Here is a 22,428-nt window from a genome sequence, read left to right as displayed (position 1 = left end):
GCGGCTAATCGGACTGCCTCCTCGCGAACCGAGCTGCATCGAACGCCAGCTCAAGGGAAAACGTTCCTTACAGCAGGTGTTTTTCAGCGGCCTGTTAACCGGAGCCGTGCGATCACGGGGGCCGGAGGGCGCCCCTTATGACCAGACCCACACTTGCCGATTTCCGCAAAGCGCAGCCGGGATGTGAACTGGCGGCGCTGGTCGATCTTGGTGCGCGCACGGTGCTGCTGACGGATAGCGCGGTGCGCCACGCACAGGAACATCTGGACGCGCTCGAACGCGAGGCGCGCCAGCTGTTCGAGGGCGGCGCCCTGTCGCCGGTGATCATTGCCGGCCCGCGCGGCCTGCGCGTCTTTCTGCGCGGCGAGGGGGGCGAGGCGCTGTGCTGCCTGATGGCACCGGGGGCGGATGTGTCTGGCATCACGCAGCGCGCCGCTGCGGTGTTTGCGCCGCAGGGAGGCGGCGAATGACCGGTCGTTCCGACGCGGCGGACCTGCGCAGCCTGCTGGGGCGGGCAGCAGCCTATGGCGTTGCGCCCGCGCAGATCACCCACGCTTGCGGGCGCGAAGACGCGCTTGGCGCGGTGTTGCGCGCGCTGCGCGGCTGCGTGTTGCCGCGCTGGCTGGCGGTGGCGCAGGATGGTGTGCCGGTGGCCGACCTACTCGTCGCGGGCGGGCGGCTGCTGGAACTGCGCGGCGCCGACCTGCCGCAAGGGGCGCTGACGGCGCAGGATCTGGATCGGGTCGCGGCGCTGCTGTCGGCGCGGCTGACCGGGGGCGACATCTCGCTGCGCCCGCAGCGCCCCGAGGTTGCGCCTGACGAGGGCCAGACCGGACTGTCCGCGCGCGATCTTTATGCCGCGCTTGGTCTCGCGCCATCCTTCTGCGCGCCGCAGGATTGGCGCGACACGCTGCTTGGCGCCGCCGCCGAAGTGCTGATCGCGCGCGTGCCGCTGCAAGGCGCCCCAGAGCTGCAGGGCGACGTTCCCGCCGACACCATCGAGCGGCTGCAAGGCTGGCTGGGGCCGGGCGGTCTGGCTGAAACGCTTGGCCGGGGCGAGCTGCTGACCTTCGCGTTTGAGGGGCTCGGCATCGCCCTGCTGGTCGCCGACGGGCTGCCAGAGGCGCTGGTGTTCGATGCCGATGCGGTGCTCGACCTTGCGCGCTTCTGGTCCGAGCTGCCGGGCATGGCCGGCGCGGCGCCCTAGTTCAGCGCGGTGAATTCGATCCGCCGGTTGCGCGCCTTGTTCTCGGCGCTGTCATTGGGCCGCAGCGGGCGGCTTTCGCCATAGCCGACCACGGTCATGCGCGCGGCGGGAATGCCCTTGTTGCGCAGCCAAGCGGCCACCGCCCCGGCACGTCTTTCGCTGAGCGCCATGTTGGTGGCATCGCTGCCATCGGCATCGGTGTGGCCGCCGATCTCGAGCATCAGATCCGGGCAGCGGCTGACGATGTCATAGAGATTGTCCAGCAGCGCATTGCTGTCGGCGGTCAGCCGCGCCGAGCCGGCGTTGAAATTGATGTTCCCGGCCTTGGACAGAATTTCGAACCGGCCAAGGCAGGCTTCGCGATCAAAGGCACCGCTGGTTTCCAGCGCCGCCGAGGCTCCGGCGGGCGCAGTGGCAAGCTGCGGCGGCGGCGTGCCCGGCGAGGCCCGGTCAAAGACGAAATCAAAGCTCACCAGTCCCACCGGCACGATATCGACCTGGGCGGCCTCCATCAGCTTTTGCCGACCCTCCTCGAGGTTGAAATCGGTCAGCGTCAGCGCGATCGGGTTGGTGGTCGACACATTCACCCGGTCGTTGCTGATCAGCGTCACGGCGACCTCGGCGCTGCTGGCAAATTTGGCGCCATGCAGGGCCACGAGATAATCGACCGGCACCATCTTGCGCCGCACCGCGTGCAGATCGCGCAGCGCGTCGGGCTCGAGCGTGACCGTGATCGTAGCCTCCGGGAACTTGAAGGTTTCAAAGAACAGGAAACGCATCCGCACATTGCGCAGATCAATATTGGTGTCGACGCTATCCATCAGCACCCGGATCTGCGCTTTGCCATCGGCGTTGATCAGCCCCGAGATCGTCGCGAATTCGCTGGTTTCGGCGATGGTGTCCTTCTTGATCGACATAAATCGCAGCTGCGAGGCCTCGGCATCCAGCGTCCAGCCGTTTTCGAAAGGGTCGATCTGCTGGGCGACAACCGGCGGCGGCAGCAGCGCCATGACGGCGAAAAACGCTGCAAAGACAGTGGTTTTGGAAAAAATCATCGGGCGGGCCCTTCGTGTGACAGGAACAACATGACTGGAAACAGGGGGCTTGCTATGCAACAATGTTACGCGAAAAACGCCCCTTCGGGCAATATTGTGCTCGGTGGTTTGCGCATTTTCGCTAAACTCCCGGGGCGCGCGCCATGTGCAGGGCGCATTTGAATACAACGATTGATCAGCGGATGAACGGCACGGGGCTCGGGGGGTTTCCTATGGCAATTTGCAGATGGCTGATGATGGTGGCGGTGGTCGCGCTTTGCGCTTCGGGGGCGCGGGCCGAAACCCGCATCGCGCTGGTGGTGGGCAATTCCGATTACGTCGCGGTGACGCCGCTGCCCAACCCGGCGAGCGATGCGCGCCTTGTCGCGGCCACCCTGCGCAGCCTTGGCTTCGAGGTGCAGGAGCTGATCGACAGCGACCGCACGGCGCTGGTGCGCGGCATCTCGCAATTCGGGCGCAGCCTGCGGCAGGCGGGCCCCGAGGCGACGGGGCTGTTCTATTATGCCGGGCACGGGGTGCAGAGCTTTGGCAGCAACTACCTGCTGCCGGTCAGCGTGGAATTGCAGGATGCGGCCGATCTCGATCTGGTGGCGGTGGAGGTGCAATCGGTGCTGCGGCAGATGTCTTCGGCGGGGAACCGCACCAATATCATGATCCTCGATGCCTGCCGCAACAACCCGTTCAGCGCCATTCCCGCCTTTGGTGACAATGGCCTTGCCGAGATGAAGGCCCCCACCGGCACCTTTCTGGCCTATGCCACCGCGCCGGGCAGCGTGGCGCTGGACGGTGCGGCGGGCAACAGCCCCTTTACCGCCGCCGTGGCGCGGCTGATGCCGACCCCGGGCCTTGCGATCGAGCAGATGTTCAAGCAGGTGCGGGTCGAGGTGATCCGTGCCACCGGCGGCGCGCAGACGCCTTGGGACAGCTCGTCTCTGACCTCGAACTTCGCGTTTTCCGAGGCGGAAAGGCTCAGCTCGCGCGATCTTGAGGCGCGCCAGTTCTGGGAGTCGATCAAGGACACCCGCGATGCGGTGCAGATCATGTTGTTCCTGCGCGGCTATGGCGACACCGTCTTTGCCGAAGAGGCGCGCACGCTACTGACCGATGTTATGGCGCAGGAACTGGCGGGCGAGGCGGCTCCGGCCTCTGCCGCCCCCGCAGGCCCGTCGTCCGAAGAGCAGCGCCTGTTCGACGCGGCGCAAGCGCAGGGCAGCATCGCGGGCTGGCAGCGCTACCTTGAGGCCTACCCCGACGGCACTTTCGCCGAATATGCCAGCGGCGAGGTGGCGGCGCTGAGCGCTGCGGCGGGCAACGACCCCGACGGCGCGGGCGCGCCTGACCCCGCGCCCGAGGTGATCGCCGCAGCCCCGGCCCCCGCGCCGGACGTGCCGCCGACCTTTCGCGGCCTGCTGGTATCGCCCGAACCGGCGGTCAACGGGCGCTCGATCGCCGATCTGATCAACTCGACCCCGCTGTTCCCGCCTATCGAGGGCCTGCCCGATGACTACTGGAAAGGCCAGAAATGTTCGAATTGCCACGATTGGACCGAGGATCGCATCTGCGTTCAGGCGCAGACCTACGTGAGCAGCGACAAGGCGCTCGACAAGAAGCATCCGCTGGGCGGCAGCTTCAAGGCGGCGCTGCGCGATTGGGCAACTGCCGGATGCCCTTAGGTCAGGTTCCCCGGACCTTGACCGCCCCTTCGCGCGAAAGCTGCGCGCGCGCCGGGAATTATGTGCTAGGATTGCGGCAGCATTTGTTTGAATCATAGAATTGGCCAGTCAGGTGTTTTGCGTCCGAAACCGTCTCGTGAACCCGGACCTGCTGCAAATCCATACCGAGGATGCAGCCTTTCTTCTGTCGCAGCGCGCGCTCGCCTGCGAGGCGCCGAATTATCGGCTTGAAGACCTTTACGATCTTGATCAACGGCTTGCCGGTCATCTTGACGGGCTGATCTGCGGCGGCGTGCAGGCTGCGCGGATCGCCTTGGCCGAAGCCGAGCTGACCGAAGCCGCCGATGCGGCGGGGGTGCTGTTGCATGTGGGGCTGCGGCTGGGCCTGCCCGATCTGATCGAGGCGGCCTTTGGCCTTGGCCGCGCGGCGCCCGACCAGCCCTTGCGTCTGGCCGAGGCGGCGGCGTGCTGCGCGCCGGCGCAGCTGTCGGCGGTGATGTCGGGCTGGCTGACCGGACGCGACCCGCTGCCACGTACGGTGGCGCTGCATGTCTGCCGCATCGCCCGCGCCGATCCGTTCGACCATCTGGCCCGCGCGCTGGGAGATCCCGACCCGGGGGTGATGTCTGCCGCCGCGCGCCTTGCCGGGGAACTGGGCCGCGCCGATCTGCTGCCGCTTGTCCGCGATCTGCCGGGGGACGAGGCAGCGCTGGCCTCGGTGCTGCTGGGCGATGCGGGCGCGGCGCAGCGGCTGGGCGATCCGGCGCGCTTTCCCGGCGGCGCCATGGCGCGGCGCTTTGCCGAGGTGCTGCCGCTGGCCTTGCCGCGCGACGAGGCGGCGGAAGGCATCGCCGCGCTGCTCGCCGATCCCGCAACCCGGCGCTGGGGCACGGTGGCCATCGGCACGCTGGGCTGGTCGGGCGGGCTGACCACGCTGCTGCGGCTGATGGAAGAGCCAAGCCAGGCGCGCGTCGCGGTGTCGGCGTTTGAGCAGATCACCGGGCTTTACGTCGCGCATGAAGACATGGAGCTGGAGGATTTCCCCGACGATCCGGACGGGCTCGACCTGTCGGCGGTGGAAAGCTTTGCCGAGGCGGGCACGCCATGGCCCGACCCCGAACTCTTTGCCCGCTGGATCGACAGCCACCAGAAAGGCTACCCCGAGGCGGAACGGCTGCTGCTTGGCCTCGCGGCATGGACATGGGACGGCGCGCCCGGCCCCGAGGTGCGTTATCAGGCGCGCCACCGCTGGATCGCCATCACCCAGGCATTGCGCGCGCCGGGGGCAGCGCTGCCGAACTGGACTTCGCCGCCGCGGGTCAACGGCGCCGGTTTCGGGCGGGCTTGGTGAGCGATGCAGCTGACGAACACCTCTCCGATGGTAGCGCAGACCGGGTTCGGCTTCGATCTGGCGGGGCGCGAGATCGTGCTGGTGGTGATCAAGGCGCGCTACGATTTTCCCGAGCCGGGGGGCGTGCCGCAGCTGGCCGAACTGCAGCCAGAGCCGCTGTATTGCGATGTTTTCGGGGCCAATCCCGAAACCGATGCCCCGGTGCTGGAAAACGATTTCGCGCTGATGAAGCCACTGTGCGATGTGGTCTGCGACGGCATGGCGATGGCGCCGGGTGGGCGTCCGGTGACGGCGCTGACCGTGGGGATGCGTCTGGGGCGCTGGCAAAAGGTGTTCGAGGTGAGCGGCCCGCGGATCTGGCTGCGCTCGGGGCTGGGGCACCGGGTGTCGGACCCGCGCGCTTTTGCCGAACTGGCCATCGGTTACGATCATGCCTGGGGCGGCAGCGATCCCGACCCGCTGATCCCCGGCCATGCGGCGACATGGCAGGAAAACCCCTGCGGCGTCGGCTATTACCCCAACCGTGCCGAGCGCGAGGGCGCGCCGCTGCCGGTGACCTATCAGCCGGGCAAGCCGGTGAACGACGCGCTGGGGCCCTATCAGCCGATGGCGCTGGGGCCGGTGGGCCGCGCGTGGCTGCCGCGTCGCCGCCATACCGGTACCTACGATCAGCATTGGCTGGATCACCGCACGCCGCTGCTGCCCGAGGATTTCGACTTTCGCTATTTCCAATGCGCCGCGAGTGATCAGCAGATCGCCTATCCGCAGGGGGGCGAGCCGCTGGAATTGCTTGGCCTCACCCCCGAGGGGCGCTTTGGCATGACGCTGCCGCGCGAACGGCTGGTGCTGAGCTTCCTGCGCAAGAACGGCCCGGTCAGCCAGAAACTGCCCAATCTCGATACCATTGTCGTGCATCCGCAACGCCGCCAGCTGTCGCTGACATGGCGCAGCCGCTTCAGCTGCAACCGCGATCTGCACGATCTGGCCGAGATCACCTTGCGCCGCGAGCCGCCGCGATGACCGAGAGCCAGACCATCACCATCCGCGGCTACGCCATGTGGACCGCTTCGGGGCATGACGGGCCATCGTCGGTGGCGGCGATGCGGGCCGAAATGTCGGGCGCGACGCAGGCGATGCTTTGGGATCGCGGCAATGGCGAGCGTCTGCCCGCCTGCCGGGTTCATGCCCATCAATGGTGGGAGGGCGAGACCTACCTGCCGTATCTGGCCGCCCCGGTGATCGCCGAGGCGCAGGAGCGCGCCGCAGAGCTGGGTCATGATCCGCGCGAGGTGCCGGTGATCCTGTGCGTCGCGCCGCCGGGGCGTGCCGGGCGCAGCGCCAAGCTCGAGGAAATCGTGACCGAGGGCATCCCGGCGCTGCTGGGCAGGCCATGGCCGCAGGGCAGCACGGTGATCCCGCGCGGGCGCACGGCGCTGCCATGGGCGCTGGGCCGGGCGCGGCGCAGCGGCGCGGGGCTGGCCATCGTGCTGGGGGTGGAAAGCCTGCTGCAACAGGTGATCGCCGATCATTACCGGCGCGATCGGCGGCTGCTGGGCAGCTCGGCAACCTCGGGGTTGATCCTTGGCGAGGCAGCGGCGGCAGTGCTGGTGTCGCCGGGGCGCGGGCAGGGGCTGGTGCTGACCGGCTTCGGGCGCGGGCAAGAACCATCGCGCGATGGCGGCAGCCGCGACACTCCGGTCACCGGCGAGGGGCTGACGCAGGCGATGCGCTCGGCGCTAGAGGCCGCCGGGCACCCGTTTCACGACATCACCGTGACGCTGGGCGATCTGAACGGCGAACATTACCGGTTCAAGGAACAGGCCTTTGCCGTCACCCGGCTGGACCGGTTGCCGCCCGAGAACCGCTCGCGTCGCCCGCGCGGGCATGTGGAACACTGGAACGTGGTGCGCTGCATTGGCGAATGCGGCGCGGCGATCCTGCCCGCCGCGCTGGGCTGGGCGTTCGAGGCGGGTCGCTCGGGGTTTCTGCCCGGCCGGGCGATGATCTTTGCAGGCGAAGACGATGGCGAGCGGATCGCGATGACGGGGGAATGGTGCGATGGGTAACGTGTTCGCCAACATGCGCGAGATCAGCGCCAAGAAAGACGGCAACAAGTCGATCTGCGCCATGATGAGCGTGTGCCTGTCGCCGCCCAGCCCCCCCGCCGGGCCGATCCCGATCCCGTACCCGGTCACCGACATGGCCAGCAATACCATCAACGGCACCGGATCGGTGTTCATCCAGGGCAAGGAGGTCGGCAAGCAGAACGGCTCGGATTACAAGAAATGCAATGGCAATGAACCGGCGACCCGCAGCTTTGGCATGGACGTGGTGTCGCATACGATTCAGGGCAAGACCAAGTTCGAGATGTATTCCTTTGACGTGCTGTTCGAAGGCAAGGGGGCCGAGCGCCTGCTCGATCTGACCTCGACCAACCACATGAACCCCGCCACCGCCTTTACCGCCAGTGTCGCCGGGGGCGCGCCGCCGGGGCCGCCAAACAGCGACGATTGCGCGGCGCTCGAAGCGCGCAACGCCGAGTTTCGCAACCGCGAGCGTGACGACGACCCCAACCCGGATGGCACGCCGCGCCGCAACGACGAGGTTGCGATCAATTCCAGCGGCACCACCTTTCAGCAGGCCGGCACCGTGACCAGCGGTGCCTATGTGCCCGCCGGGGGCAGCGCCGGTGCGGGCTATACCGGAACCTCGGCGACCAATGCGCTGGCCAATGCCAAGAACAACGCGCTGAGCGCGCCCACCACCACCCCGGCGCGCACCGCCCATGTCTATGAGCGGGACGGGCGCAGGCACAGGCTGGATGCGCAGGGCAACAAGATCCGCAAGACCAAGGCGGATGGCAGCTTTTACGCCGATACGGTCACCCATTACCGCTTTCCGTTCTGTCCGGACGAGCCCTATGATCATCCCGGCGGCGGGCTGCATGCCCATGCCGAACTGAACATCCTCAACGATATCGGCAGCTCGGCGCAGGCCTCGGGCCGGATCCTGACCAAGGATGATCGCGTCCTGCTCAAGATCGACTGGAACCACCAGACGCGCGGGAACCCGCCAGGCCAGATCACCGGTGACGACCGGCCGTGCAGCAATTGCCAGAACGCCATCGAAGCCGCCTGCAAATGCATGACGATCATCATCTGCGACGCCGAGAACGAGCCGGTCGACCGCTGCGAAGAGCCCTATGAGCGCAAGAAGGGAACCAAGCGCAAGGCCGATGACTCTGCGAGGCCCGGCAAGAAGCCAAAGCTAAAGCCAACCAGCCTTGACGGATGACGCCCCCGCAGCCCGGTTGCCAATGAAAGGAGGACAGCGATGGGTGACAGTCTGTACGATATCATGGATCTGCCCGAGGGGCTGGAGACGCCGCCCTACGGCTTCGACTGGACCGGCCCCGTAGACCATCGTGCACCGAGCCGGATGACCCCCTTCAAGGAGGCGCTGCTGGGCAAGACCCATAACGCGTTGACCCTGCTTGCGGCGGGATCGATGATCTGGGCGGCGCGTCGGCTGTCTCGGGCCGGGGATGTCACCAAGCTGATTCAGATCGCCGAGGTCAACCTGTGCTGGCAGGCCAGCCCGCTGTATTTCAATCGCGACAGCCCCTATTTCTTCGAGGAGGACGAAGACGAATACGGTCTGATCGAAGAGATCGTCGAGACCATCGCAATGAACGGAACCACGGATTTTCAGCGCTCTCCGGGCAGGCACAACCCGTTTCCGCCATTGCAGGATACGGCGAACATCGTGGCGCTGAGCCAGCATGTCATGGGGGCGCGTTTCGAGAGCGCTTTCAAGGACTGGGCGCGGGGGCTTGTCACCCGCCTTGCCGTGATCGCGCCCAACCCCGAACAACAGCGCGTCGATCCGCCAAGGCCGAAGGATGACGGCTATAGCGCCTACAAGGCGCGGCTGATCGGCCCGCCGCTGCCGCCCGAGGCGGCGAACCTGTCACTTCCCTTCGATCCGGGCATGCGCGCGGCGCTGTATTCGGCGTTTCTGCAAAGGGTGGACTGGGCGGCAAATCCCTATCTGAACCCGCCGGACAAGATGAAGGCGCTTGGCTTTGAAGGGGAGCCCTACACATGATCGAGCCCACCCTGACGCCAGAACTGGCCCGGCTTGATCGCGCCGCCCCGGTCGAATTCCGATGGGACGAATGGAAGTTCCAGTCGTATTTCTACTTTGGCTTCGACGAGGAACTGGCACGATTCCGCACCCTGACCCCCAATGCCTGCCGGGCGCTGACGCTGGCGCTGTGCGAATGGGTCGAGCACCGGTTTTCAGCCGCCAACGACGATCCGATGCCGCGCGATTACATCGCGGCGGGCTGGGCGGCGCTGGTCAACCGGGGCTGGTCGCGGCACATCGGGCTGGATGACCGGCACTGGTCGGGGCCGGTGCTTGGCCCCTTGATGGCGGGTTTTGGCATCGTCAACGAGATGTTCTATGAATCCGGCGATGCGCCGGACATGGCCTTTCCGGCCTGTTACGCGCTGAACCTGTCGCGGCATGTTCTGCCGGCGGGCGGCGAGTTTGACAGCTGGCTCGAAACGGTGCAGGCGCGGTTGCTGACCCATCATCTTGCGGCGCGTGATCCGCTGATGGAAGGCGACATCTTCGATATTGATTTTCCGCAGGGGGCGCTGGTGCCGCGCAGCGCCTTTGACACGTCGCGCCCCTATGCCCCCGATGCCAGCGCCGCCCGCGCCGAGCTGATCGCGCTGGCCCGCGCCGAAGAGGCGCTGGGCAATGAATATGTCGCGCTTTAGTTCAGCTTGACCGAGGCACCCTGCACCCGGTTGGCGCCCTCGGCGCGGCTGAGCAGCTGCTTGCCACGCAAGGTAAGCCGCCCATCCGAAGTCAGCGTTACGCTGGTTTCGCCGCAGCGTAGAACCAGCTCGCGCGCGGCCTCGATCACGTGCCGCTCTGGCCGGGGCGGATCGAGCAGCCCGAGGATCAGCAGCCCGGCGCCATCGGCCACCGGCGTCACCGCCAGCTCGGCACCGATGAGCGCTGCGTCAAGCGCCACCAGCGCGCGCGCCGGCATCTGCGCACCATCTGGCAGGGCGACCAGCGCGCGCCCTTGTGCATCAAAGCCGGCAAGCGTGGCAAAGCTGACCCCGGCGACATGATTGAAAACGGTGTCCTTCATCAGCGTGCCTCCGATGATGCGCGGCGCGTCATATGGCGCGCAGCAGGATGGTGCCGCTTTCCATCGCGGTCGAGATCTTTTCGAATTGCGCCCGGCGCCGGTCGGAATTGCCGGTCGAGCGGATCAGCGTGGTCTGCGCCTCGCGGATCACCGCTTCGGCGGCGGCGCGGGCCTGTGGCAGGCGGCCCGGCGCAACCGGGGTGAGGGCGCGGCTGGTGGTCTTGGGGTCGCTGCCGCTGCGCCGAGCCTTGGCGCGGGGCAGATCGGCTGCGCGGTTGGATTCGGCGATGCGCCTGATCTGCGCGGCGGCATCCTCGAGCGTGCTGCGCACCGCGGCGTAATCGCCGGTGCGTGGCAGATCCTGCGCCACCTCCCAATAGGCATAGGCAAGGCAGTCGACCTTGTAGGCATCCTGCCGCAAGCTGTTGCAGAACCCCACCGAACGCGAGATCGCATCGACAATTTCCTGCGTGCTTGCCTCGTTTGCCTCCTGTGCGGTCAGGCGCGGCTCGCCCGAGGCGATGCTGGTCAGCGGCGGGATGATGGTGATGGGCGGCACCGGGGTCACCGGGAAATGCGCCTGCGGCGTGTGAACGGGGCCGGGGGGCGTGTAGATCGGCCCTTCGCCGCCGTTCTCCTGCGCGAAAAGCGGCGTGGCCAGCGTACAAAGCGCAATGGCGAATGAAATACGCATGGGTCAGCCTCCAAAGGCCTTGGGAAGGACAAAGTTGACGCTGAACACGCCGCGACGCTCGTCGATCGCATCGGTGACATCGACGACCGAGGCGGTGATCGACAGCTTGCGGTTGCTCGGCGGCGACCATGAAACGCCCAGCGTGCCGTAATCGCCGTACCATGACACCGAACTGGCCAGCCATGGCGACAGCCCGACGCCGATACCGGCAAAGCCGCCCGGCTCGGTGAAGCGATCGCGCACATGGCTGCCATAGCCCAGCGAGAACATCACCGGGGTCGGGGCGCTGCCGCCGGTGTCGAACAGGTGAAAGCCAGTCAGCATGGCGTCAACGGTGGTATCGTTGTCGTCCGCATTCCCCCATGCGCCGAAATTGCCCACCGACAGGCCAAGATACAGCGGCGTCTGCCCGGCGCTGATCCGTCGGCCCAGCTTCAGCCCGAAAAACCCCGAATCGGCGAAATCATTCTCCAGCGAGACGATCTGCGAGGTCAGCTGAATGCCCAGCCCGTCGTTGATGTCGCCCAGCCCGAGGCCGAGCGCCAGCGATCCGTCGCCCTCGTCTTCGCTGCTGTTCACGCGCTGCGTGGCATAGGCGAGCGAGGCAAAGACCGAGCCATGCGGCGCGGTTACAGCCGAGGGAACCCCGAGCAAGGTCAGATGTTTGTCGAGCCCGCTGTCATCCTGCGCCGCGGCTGGAAGCGCCCCGATCAGGGCAAGCGGCAGACAGAATCCGGGCGGTTTCAGGCACTGGTACATGGGTAAAGTCTTTCGAACAAAAATACAGAAGTGCTGTAACGTAAGCTTGCCCAGAAATGCCGCAGATTTCCAGAGTTTCCTTCCCGGATCGGCACATCTGTGCAATGATCCTTCTCGCAAGGATTGCATGATGCCCCAGATTTCCTGCCCGGCCCGCATCGACGGGCACAGCCAAAAAGACCCACCGCCATGACCCGTGTCCTGTTTGTGATCCTGTGCGTCTGGGGGGGCTGTGCGGCGGCATCCGAGCGCATCGCGCTGGTGATGGGGGTGGCGCAATACGCCGCAATTCCGCAGCTGGCCAACACGGTGAACGACGCTCATGGCATTGCGGCAACCCTGTCGGGCATCGGCTTTGACGTGACCGAGCTGACCGACCCGACAGGCACGCAGATGGCGACCGCGCTGCGCGATTTCGCCTTTCAGGCGGAAACCGCCGATCTGGCGCTGATCTATTTCGCCGGGCACGGGGTGGAATTTCAGGGCGAGAATTACCTGATCCCCGCCGATGCCAAGGTCGCCTCGAACCGTGAGGTGGCCGATCAGGCGCTGTCGCTGAACGATTTCCTGCAAGCGGTAGACCGGGCGCGCAAGATGCGCATCGTCATTCTGGATTCCTGCCGCGACAACCCGTTTGGCGATCTCGTTGCCCCTGACAGTGCGTCCACCAGCGCCGAGAGCGTGGCCGGGGGCGGCACCCGCAGTCTTGGCGGCATGGCGCAGCCGACGCCCGATCGCGGCACGCTGGTGGCCTTTGCCGCCAAGGATGGCGCGGTGGCGCTGGATGGCACTGGCGCCAACAGCCCCTTTGCCGCCGCGCTGATGGACCGGCTGAAACAGCCGGGGCTCGAGATCAGCCTGATGTTCCGGCAGGTGCGCGATCAGGTGCTGCAAGCCACCGGCAACCGGCAGGAGCCGCACACCTATGGCTCGCTCTCGGGCATTCCGTTCTATCTTGCGGGGGGCGATCAGCTGGCGGCTGATCCGGTGCTGGCGTGGTCCTCGCTGCGCCCCGACGACGAGGCGCAGCTGGCCATGCTGGCCGATGGCGGCGACACCCGCTCGCTGCTGGGGCTGGCCTATATGCGGCTCAACCCGTCGGATGCGCGGTTCGATCCCGGCAAGGCGGCCGAATACCTGACGCGCGCGGCAGAGGGGGGCTCTCCCGAGGCGCAGTTCGAACTGGCGCGCCAATACGAGACCGGCAAGGGCGTGGCGCAGGATCCGGCCCGTGCGCTGGAACTGTATCAGGCAGCGGCGCGGCAGGACTATCCCGATGCGCTCAACGAGATGGGGTTCTTTCAATATCAGGGGATGCTAGGGCTGCCCGCAGATCCGGCCAAGGCGATGATCTATTTCGAACGCGCCGCCGATCTGCGCCACCCGCAGGCGATGTTCAATTTTGCGGCTTTGATCGACGACGGGCTGATCGGTGGCAAGGGGCCGGACGCGGCGGCGGCTTACCTGTATGACGCGCTGCGGGCGGGCAGCACCGAGGTGCTCAAGGTGCTGACGGAGCACCCCGACCAGTTTAAGCCTGAAACGCGCAGGGCGCTTCAGGCCCGGCTTCAGGAAAACGCCTTTTACCAAGGCGCGCTTGACGGCGATTTCGGCCCCGGTACCCAGCGCGGGCTGCGCGCCGCCTATGGCATCGAATGATCAGGTCGTCAGCTCCAACGCGCTGAGCCGGTCCAGATCGAGCGCGTCGCAGTCGCGCTGCTCATAGGCGATCTTCTGTAGTTTCTCGGGCAACATCACCACGCCGCCCAGCACTGGTGAGGCAAGGCAAGGCAGGACGTGCCGCCTCGCGTCGAAATGCGCCTTGCCGACGGCGTTGAAGGCACGGGCACCGTCGCGCGCGGCGGCAATCTCGTCATCGGTGCGGATCACCAGCAGGTTGCCCTTGATGATCTGCACCAGAACCGCCTGCAGCGCCCGCTGCGGATCAAGCACCAGCGCATCGACGATATCGCCGATCAGGCCGGGCCCGTCGGCGACGGCGCGGGCGATGGCGTCCTCGATGTCGGGCTCGGCGACAGGGCTGTCGCGCAGCGTCAGCCGGGCCAGCGGCCCGAAGCCCGCGTCGCGGTTCCAGCCCAGAACCCGCAAGCGGCGCAGCCCGTCAATCATCTCGGGCCCGCTCAGCCGGGGGGCGCCGCGATGGAACAGATCGTTGCGAAAGCTGCGCCCATAGGCCAGATCGCGGGCGGTCTGGGTCCAGCCTTCCGCGGTGCCACGCGTGACCATTTCAAGCCGCGCGCCCTCAAGAAACAGCGGATCGAACTGTTCCGACAGCTCGCTGGGGCAGGCGAAGCCCATCTTGGCGGCGCCAAGCGCGGCCTCGATCTGCGGATGCCAGCAGGCGCCGCCCCATGTGGCGCCGATCTCATGCGCAAGGAACCTGTCGGGCATCTGCGACAGCCGCTGCCACAGCGTGCGCAGTTGCAGATTGTCATTGAGCGCGAGGTATTGCTCTGTGGCGAGCCGGGCGGCGGTGTAGGGCGCCGACGGATCGCCCTGCGGAGCGCTGCGAAAGATCTGCCTTATCGGTTCCGCCGCTGCCCAGCCCGCCATGCAGTTATAGCCCGCATAGGCCAGCCCGCCGGGGGCCAGCCACTTGCCCAGAACCGCGACGATCTCTCCTTGTGTGTCTGCATCGACCCATGTCCATACGCCGTGCAGGGCGGCGTAGTCGAATTGCTCGGGGCACCGAGCGGCGGCCAGCTCGGCAAAGCTGGCTTCTTCGATGCGGATGTTGGACAGCCCGACCTCGGCGATCAGCTTGCGCGCCCGCACCACCAGTTCGGGCGTGAAATCGACGCCAAGGAAATCGGCCTCGGGGTAGAGCGCGGCCAGCGCGATCAGCGTATGGGCCGAGCCGCAGCCCAGTTCCAGAAATCGGAACCGCCGGGTCGAGGGCATCGACACCCGCGCCGCCAGCAATGCCGTTCGCCAGCGAAACGGCGAGATCTCGGGCTGCATCGTGTCAAGGTAGGCGTTGTGGGCAGGGTAGCCTCTGGACCAGTCGGACATGCGGCGCCTTTCGAAGCTGAACACTCGGGCGATGATATCGCGACCATCCTGCCCTGTTCGCCCACATCGGAAAACCCGATTTGCGCGGCATTGCGCCGGGTCTTTCGACAAAGACGGGGTTTTCCTGCGTATCAAGCCTATCTCATCGCGAAACAGCGGCAAGGAAGGCAGGCGCATGACGACAGGTGGCGAACGGGTTGGCCCGGTGCTCTTTTTCCGGGGCATGGAGGGGCAGGGCGTGCGGCTGGCGGCGCTTCTGGTCTGCCCCGCTGGCGAGCAGCCCGGCCCGCTGCGCGCGGGCGGGCAGGATGTGGCGCCGCAGCGGCTGACAAGCTGCGCGGGCCGGGTGGCGTGGCGCTATGATTTCGCGCTGGGCGCGGGTGATCCGGCCTATGCGCTGGGCGGTGTGTCCTATGCCGTGAGCCTGCCGACACAGGGCGACATCAGCATCGCCTATGTCTCGTGCAACGGGCAGGAGCATGGCGATTGGGAGCGTCCCGCCGATCTGCGCAACGCCATGTGGCAGCGACTGGCGCGGCGCCACGCGGCCACGCCGTTCTGCCTGCTGCTGATGGGCGGCGATCAGGTCTATGCCGACGCGGCGACCGATGGCCACCCCCTGACCAACGACTGGCCCGAACACATCCCCCGCGCCCCTTCGCCCGAGGCGCTGCGCGGGCTGGAAAGCCATCTGCGCGAACGGTTCTTCGATCTGTACCTGCGCGGCTTTGCGGCGGGGCCTTGCGCGCAGCTGGTGGCGCGGGTGCCGCAGCTGGCGATGTGGGACGATCACGACATCTGCGATGGCTGGGGCTCGCTGTCTTCCGAGGCGACGCATTCGGCCATCGGGCAATGCCTGTTCCACGTCGCGCGGGAAATGGCGCTGCTGTTCCAGCATGGCGCGGTGGAAGCCGCCGCGCCGCAGCTGTTCCTCGATCCGGGCGGGCAAAGCCTGTCGTGGCGCCATGCGCTGCCCGGTGTGACGCTGCTGGCGCCGGATCTGCGTTCGGAACGCGGGCGTCGGCAGGTCATGGGGCTCGAAGGCTGGAAGGGCGTCGAAGAGACGCAAGGCGGCGGGCGGATGTTCCTGCTGTCGTCGGTGCCGCTGCTGGGGCCGCGGCTGTCGCTGATCGAAGGCGCGATGATGGCGATCCCGCGGATGCAGAAATACGAAGACGACCTGCGCGATCAGTGGCAAAGCCGCGCCCACCGCGCCGAATGGCGGCGGATGCTGCGCGAGGTGCTGCGGATGCATGCGCGCGGCCCGGTGACGGTGCTGTCGGGCGAGATCCACCTTGCCACCCGCGCCGAGATGACAACCCCGGACGGGCCGCTGCATCAGCTGGTGGCCTCGGGGATTTCGCACGGCGCGCCGTCGGTGTGGTACGCGCGGGCGCTGGGGCTGCTGTCGGGGCTGGGCGAGGCGCCGCTGGAGCGCCACCCGATCCGCATCCTGCCGCTGCCCGGCCAGCGCCGCCGCTACGTGGCGCAGCGCAATTTCCTTGCGCTGGAACGGCGGGGCGGCGAATGGCGCGCGATCTGGGAGCTTGAGGAAACCGGCTCCACGCCGCCGCTGGCGATCTAGGGGCGCGCGTCGATGATGCGCGAGGCAAGGCCAAGGATGACATCCTCGCGCCCCGGCAGGTCTTCGGCCAGTGCCTCGGCAAGAGCGGCAACGCTTTCGTCGCGCGGGCGGCGCATGTCGAACAGCGGCTCGGAGGACAGGATCGCCACGATCTCGGATTTGCCGTAATCGCCCTCGGTGACCTCGACCGCCAGCCGCGTCGGGTCTTCGGCCAGCGCCTCGATCGGCCAGAGCACGCGGATGCGGCGCAGCCCGGCCTCGATGCTGCCAAGCCGACTGACCTGCGTTTCCCCGGCGTTGACGTTGGGCAGCAGGTGGAACACCTTGCCGGTGTTGTCGACCACCATCACCCAGAGCGTGCCATCTATGGTTGCGGGCAACTGGATCTCGGCGACAGGGTTGTCGCCGGTGCGGAACACCCCGGTCAGCGCCGCCTCGCCGCTGGCACCGCGCCCCAGCCAGATCGACAGCGGGCCAGGCGCGACCTGCGGCAGCGCGGCGCGGATGGCGCAAAGATCGGGGTTCAGCACGCGGGTTTCCAGCCGCAGGCTGCGATCGCCAATCACCGGGGTCAGCGCGTCGCCAAGCGCGGTGTTCACCGCCTCCGACGACACATCTCCGGTCAGCGTTATGGTGTCGAACAGCGCATAGCTGGTGGCATCGCCATCAAGCTGCGCCAGCGGGCCGCAATCGGACAGGTGGCCCAGCAACGGCGCGATTGCCGAGGCGGGCAGGGTTCGTGGCCCGGCGATGAGATCAGTGCTGAGCGACAGCGTGCCGCCGGGCGTGGCAAGCGCCGCGCGCAGGGCGTCGCGGCTGGCAAGGTCGGGCGCAAGCCCGGTCAGATGCGCGGAGCTGTCGGTCACCGCCAGTTCGAAGCTGTTCAGCGGGGCAAGCCGCGCCAGCAGCGCCGCGATCTCGTCGGGCCATGTTTCGAACGGCAGGCCGGTGGCCAGCGTCAGCCCATCGGCGGGAGGGGCGTCGCCCGTGGCCTGCGCAAAGGCGGCGCGCAGCGCCTCGGCGGCGGCCTCGTCCGGGGCATTGCCGCTCAGCACCGGTTCGCCGCTGCGATGCATCGCTGCCAGCCGATAGGGCGCTGCCTGCGGCAGCGGCGGCGTGCCCAGCCCATCAAGCGCGCCCGACAGCCACGCGCCGAGGCCCCCCAGCACCAGCGCCCCGAGCACGCCGGCCAGCACCAGCCCCTTGCGGGAGCGGCGCGGCGGCGCCAGTTCGGAGGGCTTGAGCCAGCCATCGAGCCGCGTGAGGACCTCTTGCGCGCTCTGCGGGCGCTGCAACGGATCGGGGGCGCAGAGCCAGTCGACCAGTTCTTTCAGCGGCGCGCCAAGCCCCGTGCTGTCAAGCGTGCGCGCCTTGAACCGCACCACCTCGCCGGGGCTGGTGCCCACATCGGGCACCTCGCGCCGCGCCGCCGCCAGCAGCGAAGCCCCAAGCGCGTAGAAATCCGCCGTGGTATCGGCGTTGCCGTCCAGCTGTTCGGGCGCGGCGTATTCGTATTTTCCGGCGAATTGCTTGCCGACGATGGTGCGCGCCCCCGCCGCGGTATCCTTGGCGATGCCGAAATCAATGATCGTCGCCTTGTCGGGCCGCCCGCCGCGCAGGATGATGTTGTCAGGCGAAAGATCGCGGTGCACGATGCCTTGGGCATGGGTCGCGCGCAGCCCTTCCAGCACCCGGTGCGCCACGATCAGCAGATCATGTTCGTCGATCCGCCCTTCGAGCATCAGCTCGTTCAGCGACGGGCCCTCGATGTAATCCATCACCAGAAACACATGCCCGTCGGTCGAGCGCGAACATTCCCAATAGCGCACCACCGCATCGTCGAAGATGCTGCGCATCTGCTCTTCGCGCTTCATCAGTTCGATATATTCCGACTGGCCGTTGAACTGCGCGTTCAGCGCCTTGATCGCCACCTTGCGCTCGGTCACCTGATTGCGCGCAAGGTAGACCTCGCCGGTGCCACCGCGCCCCAGTACGCCCAGAATCTCATGCGTGTTGTTCAGCACATCGCCGGGCGCGAAGATGTCGGACGGGAAGGGCGGTGTCGTCATGGCGTCAGGCCTCGCGTCCGGAGCATTTGCAAAAATCTCGCGTCAAACCGCGTTCTGGGCTAAGCTGCCCGCAGAATATCATTCGATTATTTCATTCCGGGCCCCTCCGGACAACTATTATTACCATGAGAGGTCGCAGCCATGGCCCAACGCGGATCGACCGAGACGATCAAGCGCAAGGAACTTGTCGGCAAACTCAACCCTACCTGTCTCAAGGCTTTTTCTGAGGCGGCGCAGGCGGCCAAGCGGCGTGGCAACCCCTATGTCGAGCTGGTGCACTTCATCACGGCACTCGCCGATACCGAGTTTTCCGACATGGCGATTCTTCTAGAGGCTGCCGGGGTCGACCGCCATCGCTTTGATGGCGACATCCTCAAGGCCACCGATGCGCTGCCCCATGGCGCTGGCTCTGTCGAGGAATTTTCCGACCACATCTTTCGCGCCATCCAGGAGGCGTGGAGCCTTGCGACGCTGGAGTTCAGCGATACCGAGGTGCGCTCGGCCTACATCCTGCTTGCGGCGCTCAAGGTGCCGGTGCTCGAAGGGCTGCTGTTCAAGATCAGCCTCGAATTTGACAAGATCGGTGCGGGCATGGCCGAACAGCTCGACACGCTGCTGGTCGACAGCATCGAACGCCCCGCCACCGCCCCCGAGGCGAAGAAAGCCGCGCCGGGGGGCAAATCGGCACTGGCGCAATACGCCAGCAACCTGACCGAGCAGGCGCGGGCCGGCAAGATGGACCCGGTGGTCGGGCGTGATCCGGAAATCCGCCAGATCGTCGACATCCTGCTGCGGCGCAAGCAGAACAATCCGATCCTGACCGGCGAGGCTGGGGTGGGCAAGACCGCCGTGGTCGAAGGTTTCGCGCAGCGTCTTGCCCGCGGCGACGTGCCGCCGCAGCTGCGCAATGTCGAACTGCACCTGCTGGATATCGGGCTGATGCAGGCCGGTGCCTCGGTGAAGGGCGAGTTCGAAAAGCGTCTCAAGGCGGTTATTCAAGAGGTGCAAAGCAGCGACATCCCCATCATCCTGTTCATCGACGAGGCCCATACGCTGATCGGTGCGGGCGGCAGCGCTGGCACCGGCGATGCGGCCAACCTGCTCAAACCGGCGCTGGCGCGGGGCGAATTGCGCACCATCGCCGCCACCACATGGGCCGAGTACAAGCAGCATATCGAACCCGACCCGGCGCTGACCCGCCGCTTCCAGACCGTCGTGGTCGATGAACCCGACGAGGCCAAGGCGGTGCTGATGTGCCGCGGCGTTGCCGGGGTTCTGGAAAAGCACCACGAGGTCGAATTGCTCGATGAAAGCATCGAGGCGGCGGTGTCGCTGTCGCACCGTTACATCCCGGCGCGGCAACTGCCGGACAAGGCGATCTCGCTGCTCGATACCGCCTGCGCGCGGGTGGCGGTCAGCCAGCACGCCACTCCCGCCGAGGTCGAGGATTGCGAGCGCCGCCTTGCCGCCCTGATGATCGAGGAGGGCATCATCGAACGCGAAGAGGCCATCGGCATCGAGGTGGCCGAGCGCGCCGCCACGGTCGCAGCCGCTCTGATAGAGGCGCAGGCGGCGCTCGATGCCGCCAATGCCCGGTGGGATATCGAAAAGGCCATCGTGGCGGAAATCCTCGAGCTGCGTGCCCAGCTGCGCGGTGCGGGCGCGGCGCTCGATGACACCGGCGCGCTTGGCGATGTGCCGGACTTCGACCGGGGCGCGACGCTGGACGCGCTGCGCGAGCGCATGGCGACGCTTGAGGCGGCGCAGGGCGAAACCCCGCTGATCCTGCCGGCGGTCGATGCCATGGCCGTCGCTTCGGTGGTGCAGGACTGGACCGGCATTCCCATGGGGCGGATGCTGGCGAGCCAGACCGAAAAGGCGCTGTCTCTGGCCGCCGATCTGGCGCGGCGGGTGGTTGGGCAGGACCATGCCATGGCGATGATCGCCAACCGCATCCAGACCTCGGCGGCAGGGCTGAAGGCGCCGGAAAAGCCGGTGGGTGTGTTCCTGCTGTGTGGCCCCTCGGGCGTTGGCAAGACCGAAACCGCGCTGGCGCTGGCCGAGCTGATGTATGGCGGCGAAGACAACCTCATCTCGATCAACATGAGCGAATATCAGGAGGCCCATACCGTCAGCACGCTCAAGGGTGCACCGCCGGGCTATGTCGGCTACGGTAAGGGCGGCGTGCTCACCGAGGCCGTGCGGCGGCGGCCCTATAGCGTGGTGCTGCTCGACGAGGTCGAAAAGGCCCATAGCGACGTGCACGAGATCTTCTTTCAGGTCTTCGACAAGGGCATGATGGACGACAGCGAAGGGCGCCGCATCGATTTCAAGAACACGCTGATCCTGCTGACCTCGAATGTCGGCTCGGACGAGATCATGCGCCTGACCGGCAATGGCAGCGCATGGCTCGACGATCAGCAGCTGAGCGATGCGTTGCGCCCGGCGCTGCTGAAGGTGTTTCCGGCGGCGCTTCTGGGGCGGGTGGTGACGATCCCGTATTACCCGCTGAGCGAGAAGATGATCGGGACCATCGCGGGGCACAAGCTGCGCGGCATCGCACGGCGGCTGGGCGAGGGCTATGGCGCCGAGCTGGTCATGGGCGAGGGCGCGCTGCAGCTGATCAAGGACCGCTGCACCGAGATCGAAAGCGGCGGGCGGATGATCGACGCGATCCTGACCAACACCCTGCTGCCAGAGCTGTCGCGCCGCATTCTGGGCGCGAAACTGGAGGGGCAGGCGATCTCGCGGGTGACCGTCACCGGCGGGCCGGCAGGGTTCGACTACAGCTTCGAGTGATGCCGCCGCGCGTTTCCGGTGATGCCGTTTCGCGTCTTGCGCGATGCCGCGCCGCGGCAAGCTGCGCCAGAGGCATGGATTTCCGTACCGTCAACTTTGTTGCCAGAATCAAGGTGCTCTGCGACACTCCTGATAGTTGTTTGTGTTTTTCCCAGAGGCCGATTTCATGGACGTCTCGACTCTTCTTGCACCGATTGAGGGCCCCGCGCCCTCGGGCGTGGAGCTGAGGCATGATGACCGTTTCCTTGCGATCGACCGGCTTCTGGACCCGGCAGACAAAAGCGCAAGGCTCAACCCGGACGGAAGCATCAACGGCGGTGCGCCGCAGGTTTCCTGGCAGCTGGTGTCGGATCAGGGCATGGCGCTGGCCAGCGAAGGGCGCGATCTGAAGCTGCTGGTGATCCTCGTGCGGGCGGGGTTTGCGCTCGAGGGGTTCGGCGGGCTGGCGCAGGGGCTGGACATGCTGACCCAGACGCTGGCGCAATACTGGGACAGCCTGCACCCGGCGCTGCGCGAGCGGCCCGATGCCAAGGCGGCATCGCTGCCGCGTGCCAACGCGCTGAAGGATCTCGAGAACGACGACAACGGCCTGCTCGGCGATCTGCGCTTTGGGTTTCCGCTGGTGGTGCGCGGCATCGGCCCGATCTCGGGCGACGATCTGGCCAGCGCCGTGCTGAGCGATTTCGCCATGCTCAACCGCGCCGCCTCCGGGCTGTCGCAGGCGGAAAAGGATGCGCTGGTCGCGGCGCATGGCCAGCGGGTCAGCCGGGTCAGCGCCGCGTCGCGGGGCTTTGCTGCCGAGCAACCCGTGGAGGCTGCGGCGATGATCGCCGGGCTCGAGGCCTGCACCGCCGGGGTTCAGGCGCTGGAACGGGCTTTCGAGGCCGCCACCGGCCTGCCGGAAGGGCAGGCGCTGGTTCTGCCCGAGCTGCGCGGATTTCTGGACAACGCTGCTGCCACGCTCTGCGCTGGGCGCGATGCGGTGGGGGGAACGGGGCTGGCGGCGCCGGAGCCGGAAACCGGCTCCGGC

19 protein-coding genes are annotated in these 22,428 nt (G+C 67.1%); 13 read left to right on the top strand and 6 right to left on the bottom strand.

What is annotated here, in order from left to right; all coding sequences use genetic code 11:
* Positions 1 to 137: 137 nt before the first annotated feature.
* Positions 138 to 470, top strand: coding sequence for a hypothetical protein (locus tag Q4543_RS20815; protein ID WP_303441508.1), 333 nt, complete (start codon positions 138 to 140; stop codon positions 468 to 470).
* Complete coding sequence (locus Q4543_RS20810) at positions 467 to 1,207, top strand: hypothetical protein (RefSeq protein WP_303441507.1); 741 nt, start codon at positions 467 to 469, stop codon at positions 1,205 to 1,207. The genes Q4543_RS20815 and Q4543_RS20810 overlap by 4 nt, the downstream gene beginning before the upstream one ends.
* On the opposite strand, the gene Q4543_RS20805 is transcribed toward Q4543_RS20810, so the two are convergent.
* Positions 1,204 to 2,262, bottom strand: coding sequence for an OmpA family protein (locus tag Q4543_RS20805; RefSeq protein ID WP_303441505.1), 1,059 nt, complete (start codon positions 2,260 to 2,262; stop codon positions 1,204 to 1,206). The genes Q4543_RS20810 and Q4543_RS20805 overlap by 4 nt on opposite strands.
* A 212-nt stretch (positions 2,263 to 2,474) precedes the next feature.
* Here Q4543_RS20805 and Q4543_RS20800 point away from each other — a divergent pair, with 212 nt between their 5' ends.
* The 7 genes from Q4543_RS20800 (at position 2,475) to Q4543_RS20770 (ending at position 10,076) form a co-directional block, all read left to right on the top strand.
* Entirely contained in the window at positions 2,475 to 3,935 is a 1,461-nt protein-coding gene (locus tag Q4543_RS20800) for a caspase family protein (protein ID WP_303441503.1), read from the top strand.
* Positions 3,936 to 4,071: 136 nt separating this feature from the next.
* Positions 4,072 to 5,286 carry a hypothetical protein gene (locus Q4543_RS20795; protein WP_216002397.1) on the top strand — a complete coding sequence of 405 codons (1,215 nt, stop codon included), beginning with the start codon at positions 4,072 to 4,074 and terminating at the stop codon, positions 5,284 to 5,286.
* Between the two features lie 3 nt (positions 5,287 to 5,289).
* Positions 5,290 to 6,306 (top strand): DUF2169 domain-containing protein, encoded by a 1,017-nt coding sequence (locus tag Q4543_RS20790; RefSeq protein ID WP_303441501.1) that lies wholly within the window; start codon positions 5,290 to 5,292, stop codon positions 6,304 to 6,306.
* Positions 6,303 to 7,352: a 3-oxoacyl-ACP synthase gene (locus Q4543_RS20785; protein WP_216002395.1), complete on the top strand. Its 1,050-nt coding sequence runs from the start codon at positions 6,303 to 6,305 to the stop codon at positions 7,350 to 7,352. The genes Q4543_RS20790 and Q4543_RS20785 overlap by 4 nt, the downstream gene beginning before the upstream one ends.
* On the top strand, positions 7,345 to 8,580 hold the full coding sequence (locus tag Q4543_RS20780; protein ID WP_303441499.1) for a DUF4150 domain-containing protein: 1,236 nt from the start codon (positions 7,345 to 7,347) through the stop codon (positions 8,578 to 8,580). Before Q4543_RS20785 ends, Q4543_RS20780 begins: the two co-directional genes overlap by 8 nt.
* 39 nt (positions 8,581 to 8,619) lie before the next feature.
* A complete protein-coding gene (locus tag Q4543_RS20775) occupies positions 8,620 to 9,393 on the top strand; it encodes a hypothetical protein (protein ID WP_303441497.1) in 774 nt (257 codons plus the stop codon).
* Entirely contained in the window at positions 9,390 to 10,076 is a 687-nt protein-coding gene (locus tag Q4543_RS20770) for a hypothetical protein (RefSeq protein ID WP_303441495.1), read from the top strand. Before Q4543_RS20775 ends, Q4543_RS20770 begins: the two co-directional genes overlap by 4 nt.
* On the opposite strand, the gene Q4543_RS20765 is transcribed toward Q4543_RS20770, so the two are convergent.
* The 3 genes from Q4543_RS20765 to Q4543_RS20755 are packed head-to-tail and all read right to left on the bottom strand — an operon-like array spanning position 10,073 to position 11,912.
* Positions 10,073 to 10,459, bottom strand: a complete 387-nt coding sequence (locus Q4543_RS20765) for a DUF6484 domain-containing protein (protein WP_216002391.1) — start codon at positions 10,457 to 10,459, stop codon at positions 10,073 to 10,075. The two genes, Q4543_RS20770 and Q4543_RS20765, sit on opposite strands and share 4 nt — an antisense overlap.
* Before the next feature lie 28 nt (positions 10,460 to 10,487).
* On the bottom strand, positions 10,488 to 11,153 hold the full coding sequence (locus Q4543_RS20760) for a hypothetical protein (protein ID WP_303441493.1): 666 nt from the start codon (positions 11,151 to 11,153) through the stop codon (positions 10,488 to 10,490).
* A 3-nt stretch (positions 11,154 to 11,156) separates the two neighbouring features.
* A complete protein-coding gene (locus Q4543_RS20755) occupies positions 11,157 to 11,912 on the bottom strand; it encodes a hypothetical protein (protein WP_303441492.1) in 756 nt (251 codons plus the stop codon).
* A 189-nt stretch (positions 11,913 to 12,101) separates the two neighbouring features.
* On the opposite strand from Q4543_RS20755, the gene Q4543_RS20750 reads away from it, so the two are divergent.
* Complete coding sequence (locus Q4543_RS20750) at positions 12,102 to 13,571, top strand: caspase family protein (RefSeq protein WP_303441490.1); 1,470 nt, start codon at positions 12,102 to 12,104, stop codon at positions 13,569 to 13,571.
* Here Q4543_RS20750 and Q4543_RS20745 read toward each other — a convergent pair whose 3' ends face one another.
* Entirely contained in the window at positions 13,572 to 14,945 is a 1,374-nt protein-coding gene (locus tag Q4543_RS20745; RefSeq protein ID WP_303441488.1) for a class I SAM-dependent methyltransferase, read from the bottom strand. It lies immediately after the preceding gene.
* A 175-nt stretch (positions 14,946 to 15,120) separates the two neighbouring features.
* Here Q4543_RS20745 and Q4543_RS20740 point away from each other — a divergent pair, with 175 nt between their 5' ends.
* Positions 15,121 to 16,530 (top strand): alkaline phosphatase D family protein, encoded by a 1,410-nt coding sequence (locus tag Q4543_RS20740; RefSeq protein ID WP_303441486.1) that lies wholly within the window; start codon positions 15,121 to 15,123, stop codon positions 16,528 to 16,530.
* On the opposite strand, the gene Q4543_RS20735 is transcribed toward Q4543_RS20740, so the two are convergent.
* The gene (locus Q4543_RS20735; protein ID WP_303441484.1) at positions 16,527 to 18,599 is read right to left on the bottom strand and encodes a serine/threonine protein kinase; all 2,073 of its coding nucleotides are present in this window, start codon (positions 18,597 to 18,599) and stop codon (positions 16,527 to 16,529) included. The two genes, Q4543_RS20740 and Q4543_RS20735, sit on opposite strands and share 4 nt — an antisense overlap.
* A 141-nt stretch (positions 18,600 to 18,740) precedes the next feature.
* On the opposite strand from Q4543_RS20735, the gene tssH reads away from it, so the two are divergent.
* Both tssH and Q4543_RS20725 read left to right on the top strand, forming a co-directional pair.
* Positions 18,741 to 21,398: a type VI secretion system ATPase TssH gene (gene tssH / locus Q4543_RS20730; protein ID WP_303441482.1), complete on the top strand. Its 2,658-nt coding sequence runs from the start codon at positions 18,741 to 18,743 to the stop codon at positions 21,396 to 21,398.
* A gap of 166 nt (positions 21,399 to 21,564) precedes the next feature.
* A partial coding sequence (locus tag Q4543_RS20725) for an ImpA family type VI secretion system protein (protein WP_303441480.1) occupies positions 21,565 to 22,428 on the top strand: 864 nt, incomplete at its 3' end.

It is taken from the genome of Salipiger sp. 1_MG-2023 (assembly GCF_030547555.1).
In the GTDB taxonomy this organism is placed as follows: Bacteria; Pseudomonadota; Alphaproteobacteria; order Rhodobacterales; family Rhodobacteraceae; genus Salipiger.
Note: the sequence above shows the minus strand (reverse complement) of the source record. Positions and strands in the feature narration are given on the sequence as shown.

What these genes read in the sequence shown, in the direction of transcription:
- Q4543_RS20815 (WP_303441508.1), top strand. Translation starts at nt 138, where the DNA reads ATGACCAGACCCACACTTGCCGATTTCCGCAAAGCGCAGCCGGGATGT.
- Q4543_RS20810 (WP_303441507.1), top strand. Translation starts at nt 467, where the DNA reads ATGACCGGTCGTTCCGACGCGGCGGACCTGCGCAGCCTGCTGGGGCGG.
- Q4543_RS20805 (WP_303441505.1), bottom strand. Translation starts at nt 2,262, where the DNA reads ATGATTTTTTCCAAAACCACTGTCTTTGCAGCGTTTTTCGCCGTCATG.
- Q4543_RS20800 (WP_303441503.1), top strand. Translation starts at nt 2,475, where the DNA reads ATGGCAATTTGCAGATGGCTGATGATGGTGGCGGTGGTCGCGCTTTGC.
- Q4543_RS20790 (WP_303441501.1), top strand. Translation starts at nt 5,290, where the DNA reads ATGCAGCTGACGAACACCTCTCCGATGGTAGCGCAGACCGGGTTCGGC.
- Q4543_RS20785 (WP_216002395.1), top strand. Translation starts at nt 6,303, where the DNA reads ATGACCGAGAGCCAGACCATCACCATCCGCGGCTACGCCATGTGGACC.
- Q4543_RS20780 (WP_303441499.1), top strand. Translation starts at nt 7,345, where the DNA reads ATGGGTAACGTGTTCGCCAACATGCGCGAGATCAGCGCCAAGAAAGAC.
- Q4543_RS20775 (WP_303441497.1), top strand. Translation starts at nt 8,620, where the DNA reads ATGGGTGACAGTCTGTACGATATCATGGATCTGCCCGAGGGGCTGGAG.
- Q4543_RS20770 (WP_303441495.1), top strand. Translation starts at nt 9,390, where the DNA reads ATGATCGAGCCCACCCTGACGCCAGAACTGGCCCGGCTTGATCGCGCC.
- Q4543_RS20765 (WP_216002391.1), bottom strand. Translation starts at nt 10,459, where the DNA reads ATGAAGGACACCGTTTTCAATCATGTCGCCGGGGTCAGCTTTGCCACG.
- Q4543_RS20760 (WP_303441493.1), bottom strand. Translation starts at nt 11,153, where the DNA reads ATGCGTATTTCATTCGCCATTGCGCTTTGTACGCTGGCCACGCCGCTT.
- Q4543_RS20755 (WP_303441492.1), bottom strand. Translation starts at nt 11,912, where the DNA reads ATGTACCAGTGCCTGAAACCGCCCGGATTCTGTCTGCCGCTTGCCCTG.
- Q4543_RS20750 (WP_303441490.1), top strand. Translation starts at nt 12,102, where the DNA reads ATGACCCGTGTCCTGTTTGTGATCCTGTGCGTCTGGGGGGGCTGTGCG.
- Q4543_RS20745 (WP_303441488.1), bottom strand. Translation starts at nt 14,945, where the DNA reads ATGTCCGACTGGTCCAGAGGCTACCCTGCCCACAACGCCTACCTTGAC.
- Q4543_RS20740 (WP_303441486.1), top strand. Translation starts at nt 15,121, where the DNA reads ATGACGACAGGTGGCGAACGGGTTGGCCCGGTGCTCTTTTTCCGGGGC.
- Q4543_RS20735 (WP_303441484.1), bottom strand. Translation starts at nt 18,599, where the DNA reads ATGACGACACCGCCCTTCCCGTCCGACATCTTCGCGCCCGGCGATGTG.
- tssH (WP_303441482.1), top strand. Translation starts at nt 18,741, where the DNA reads ATGGCCCAACGCGGATCGACCGAGACGATCAAGCGCAAGGAACTTGTC.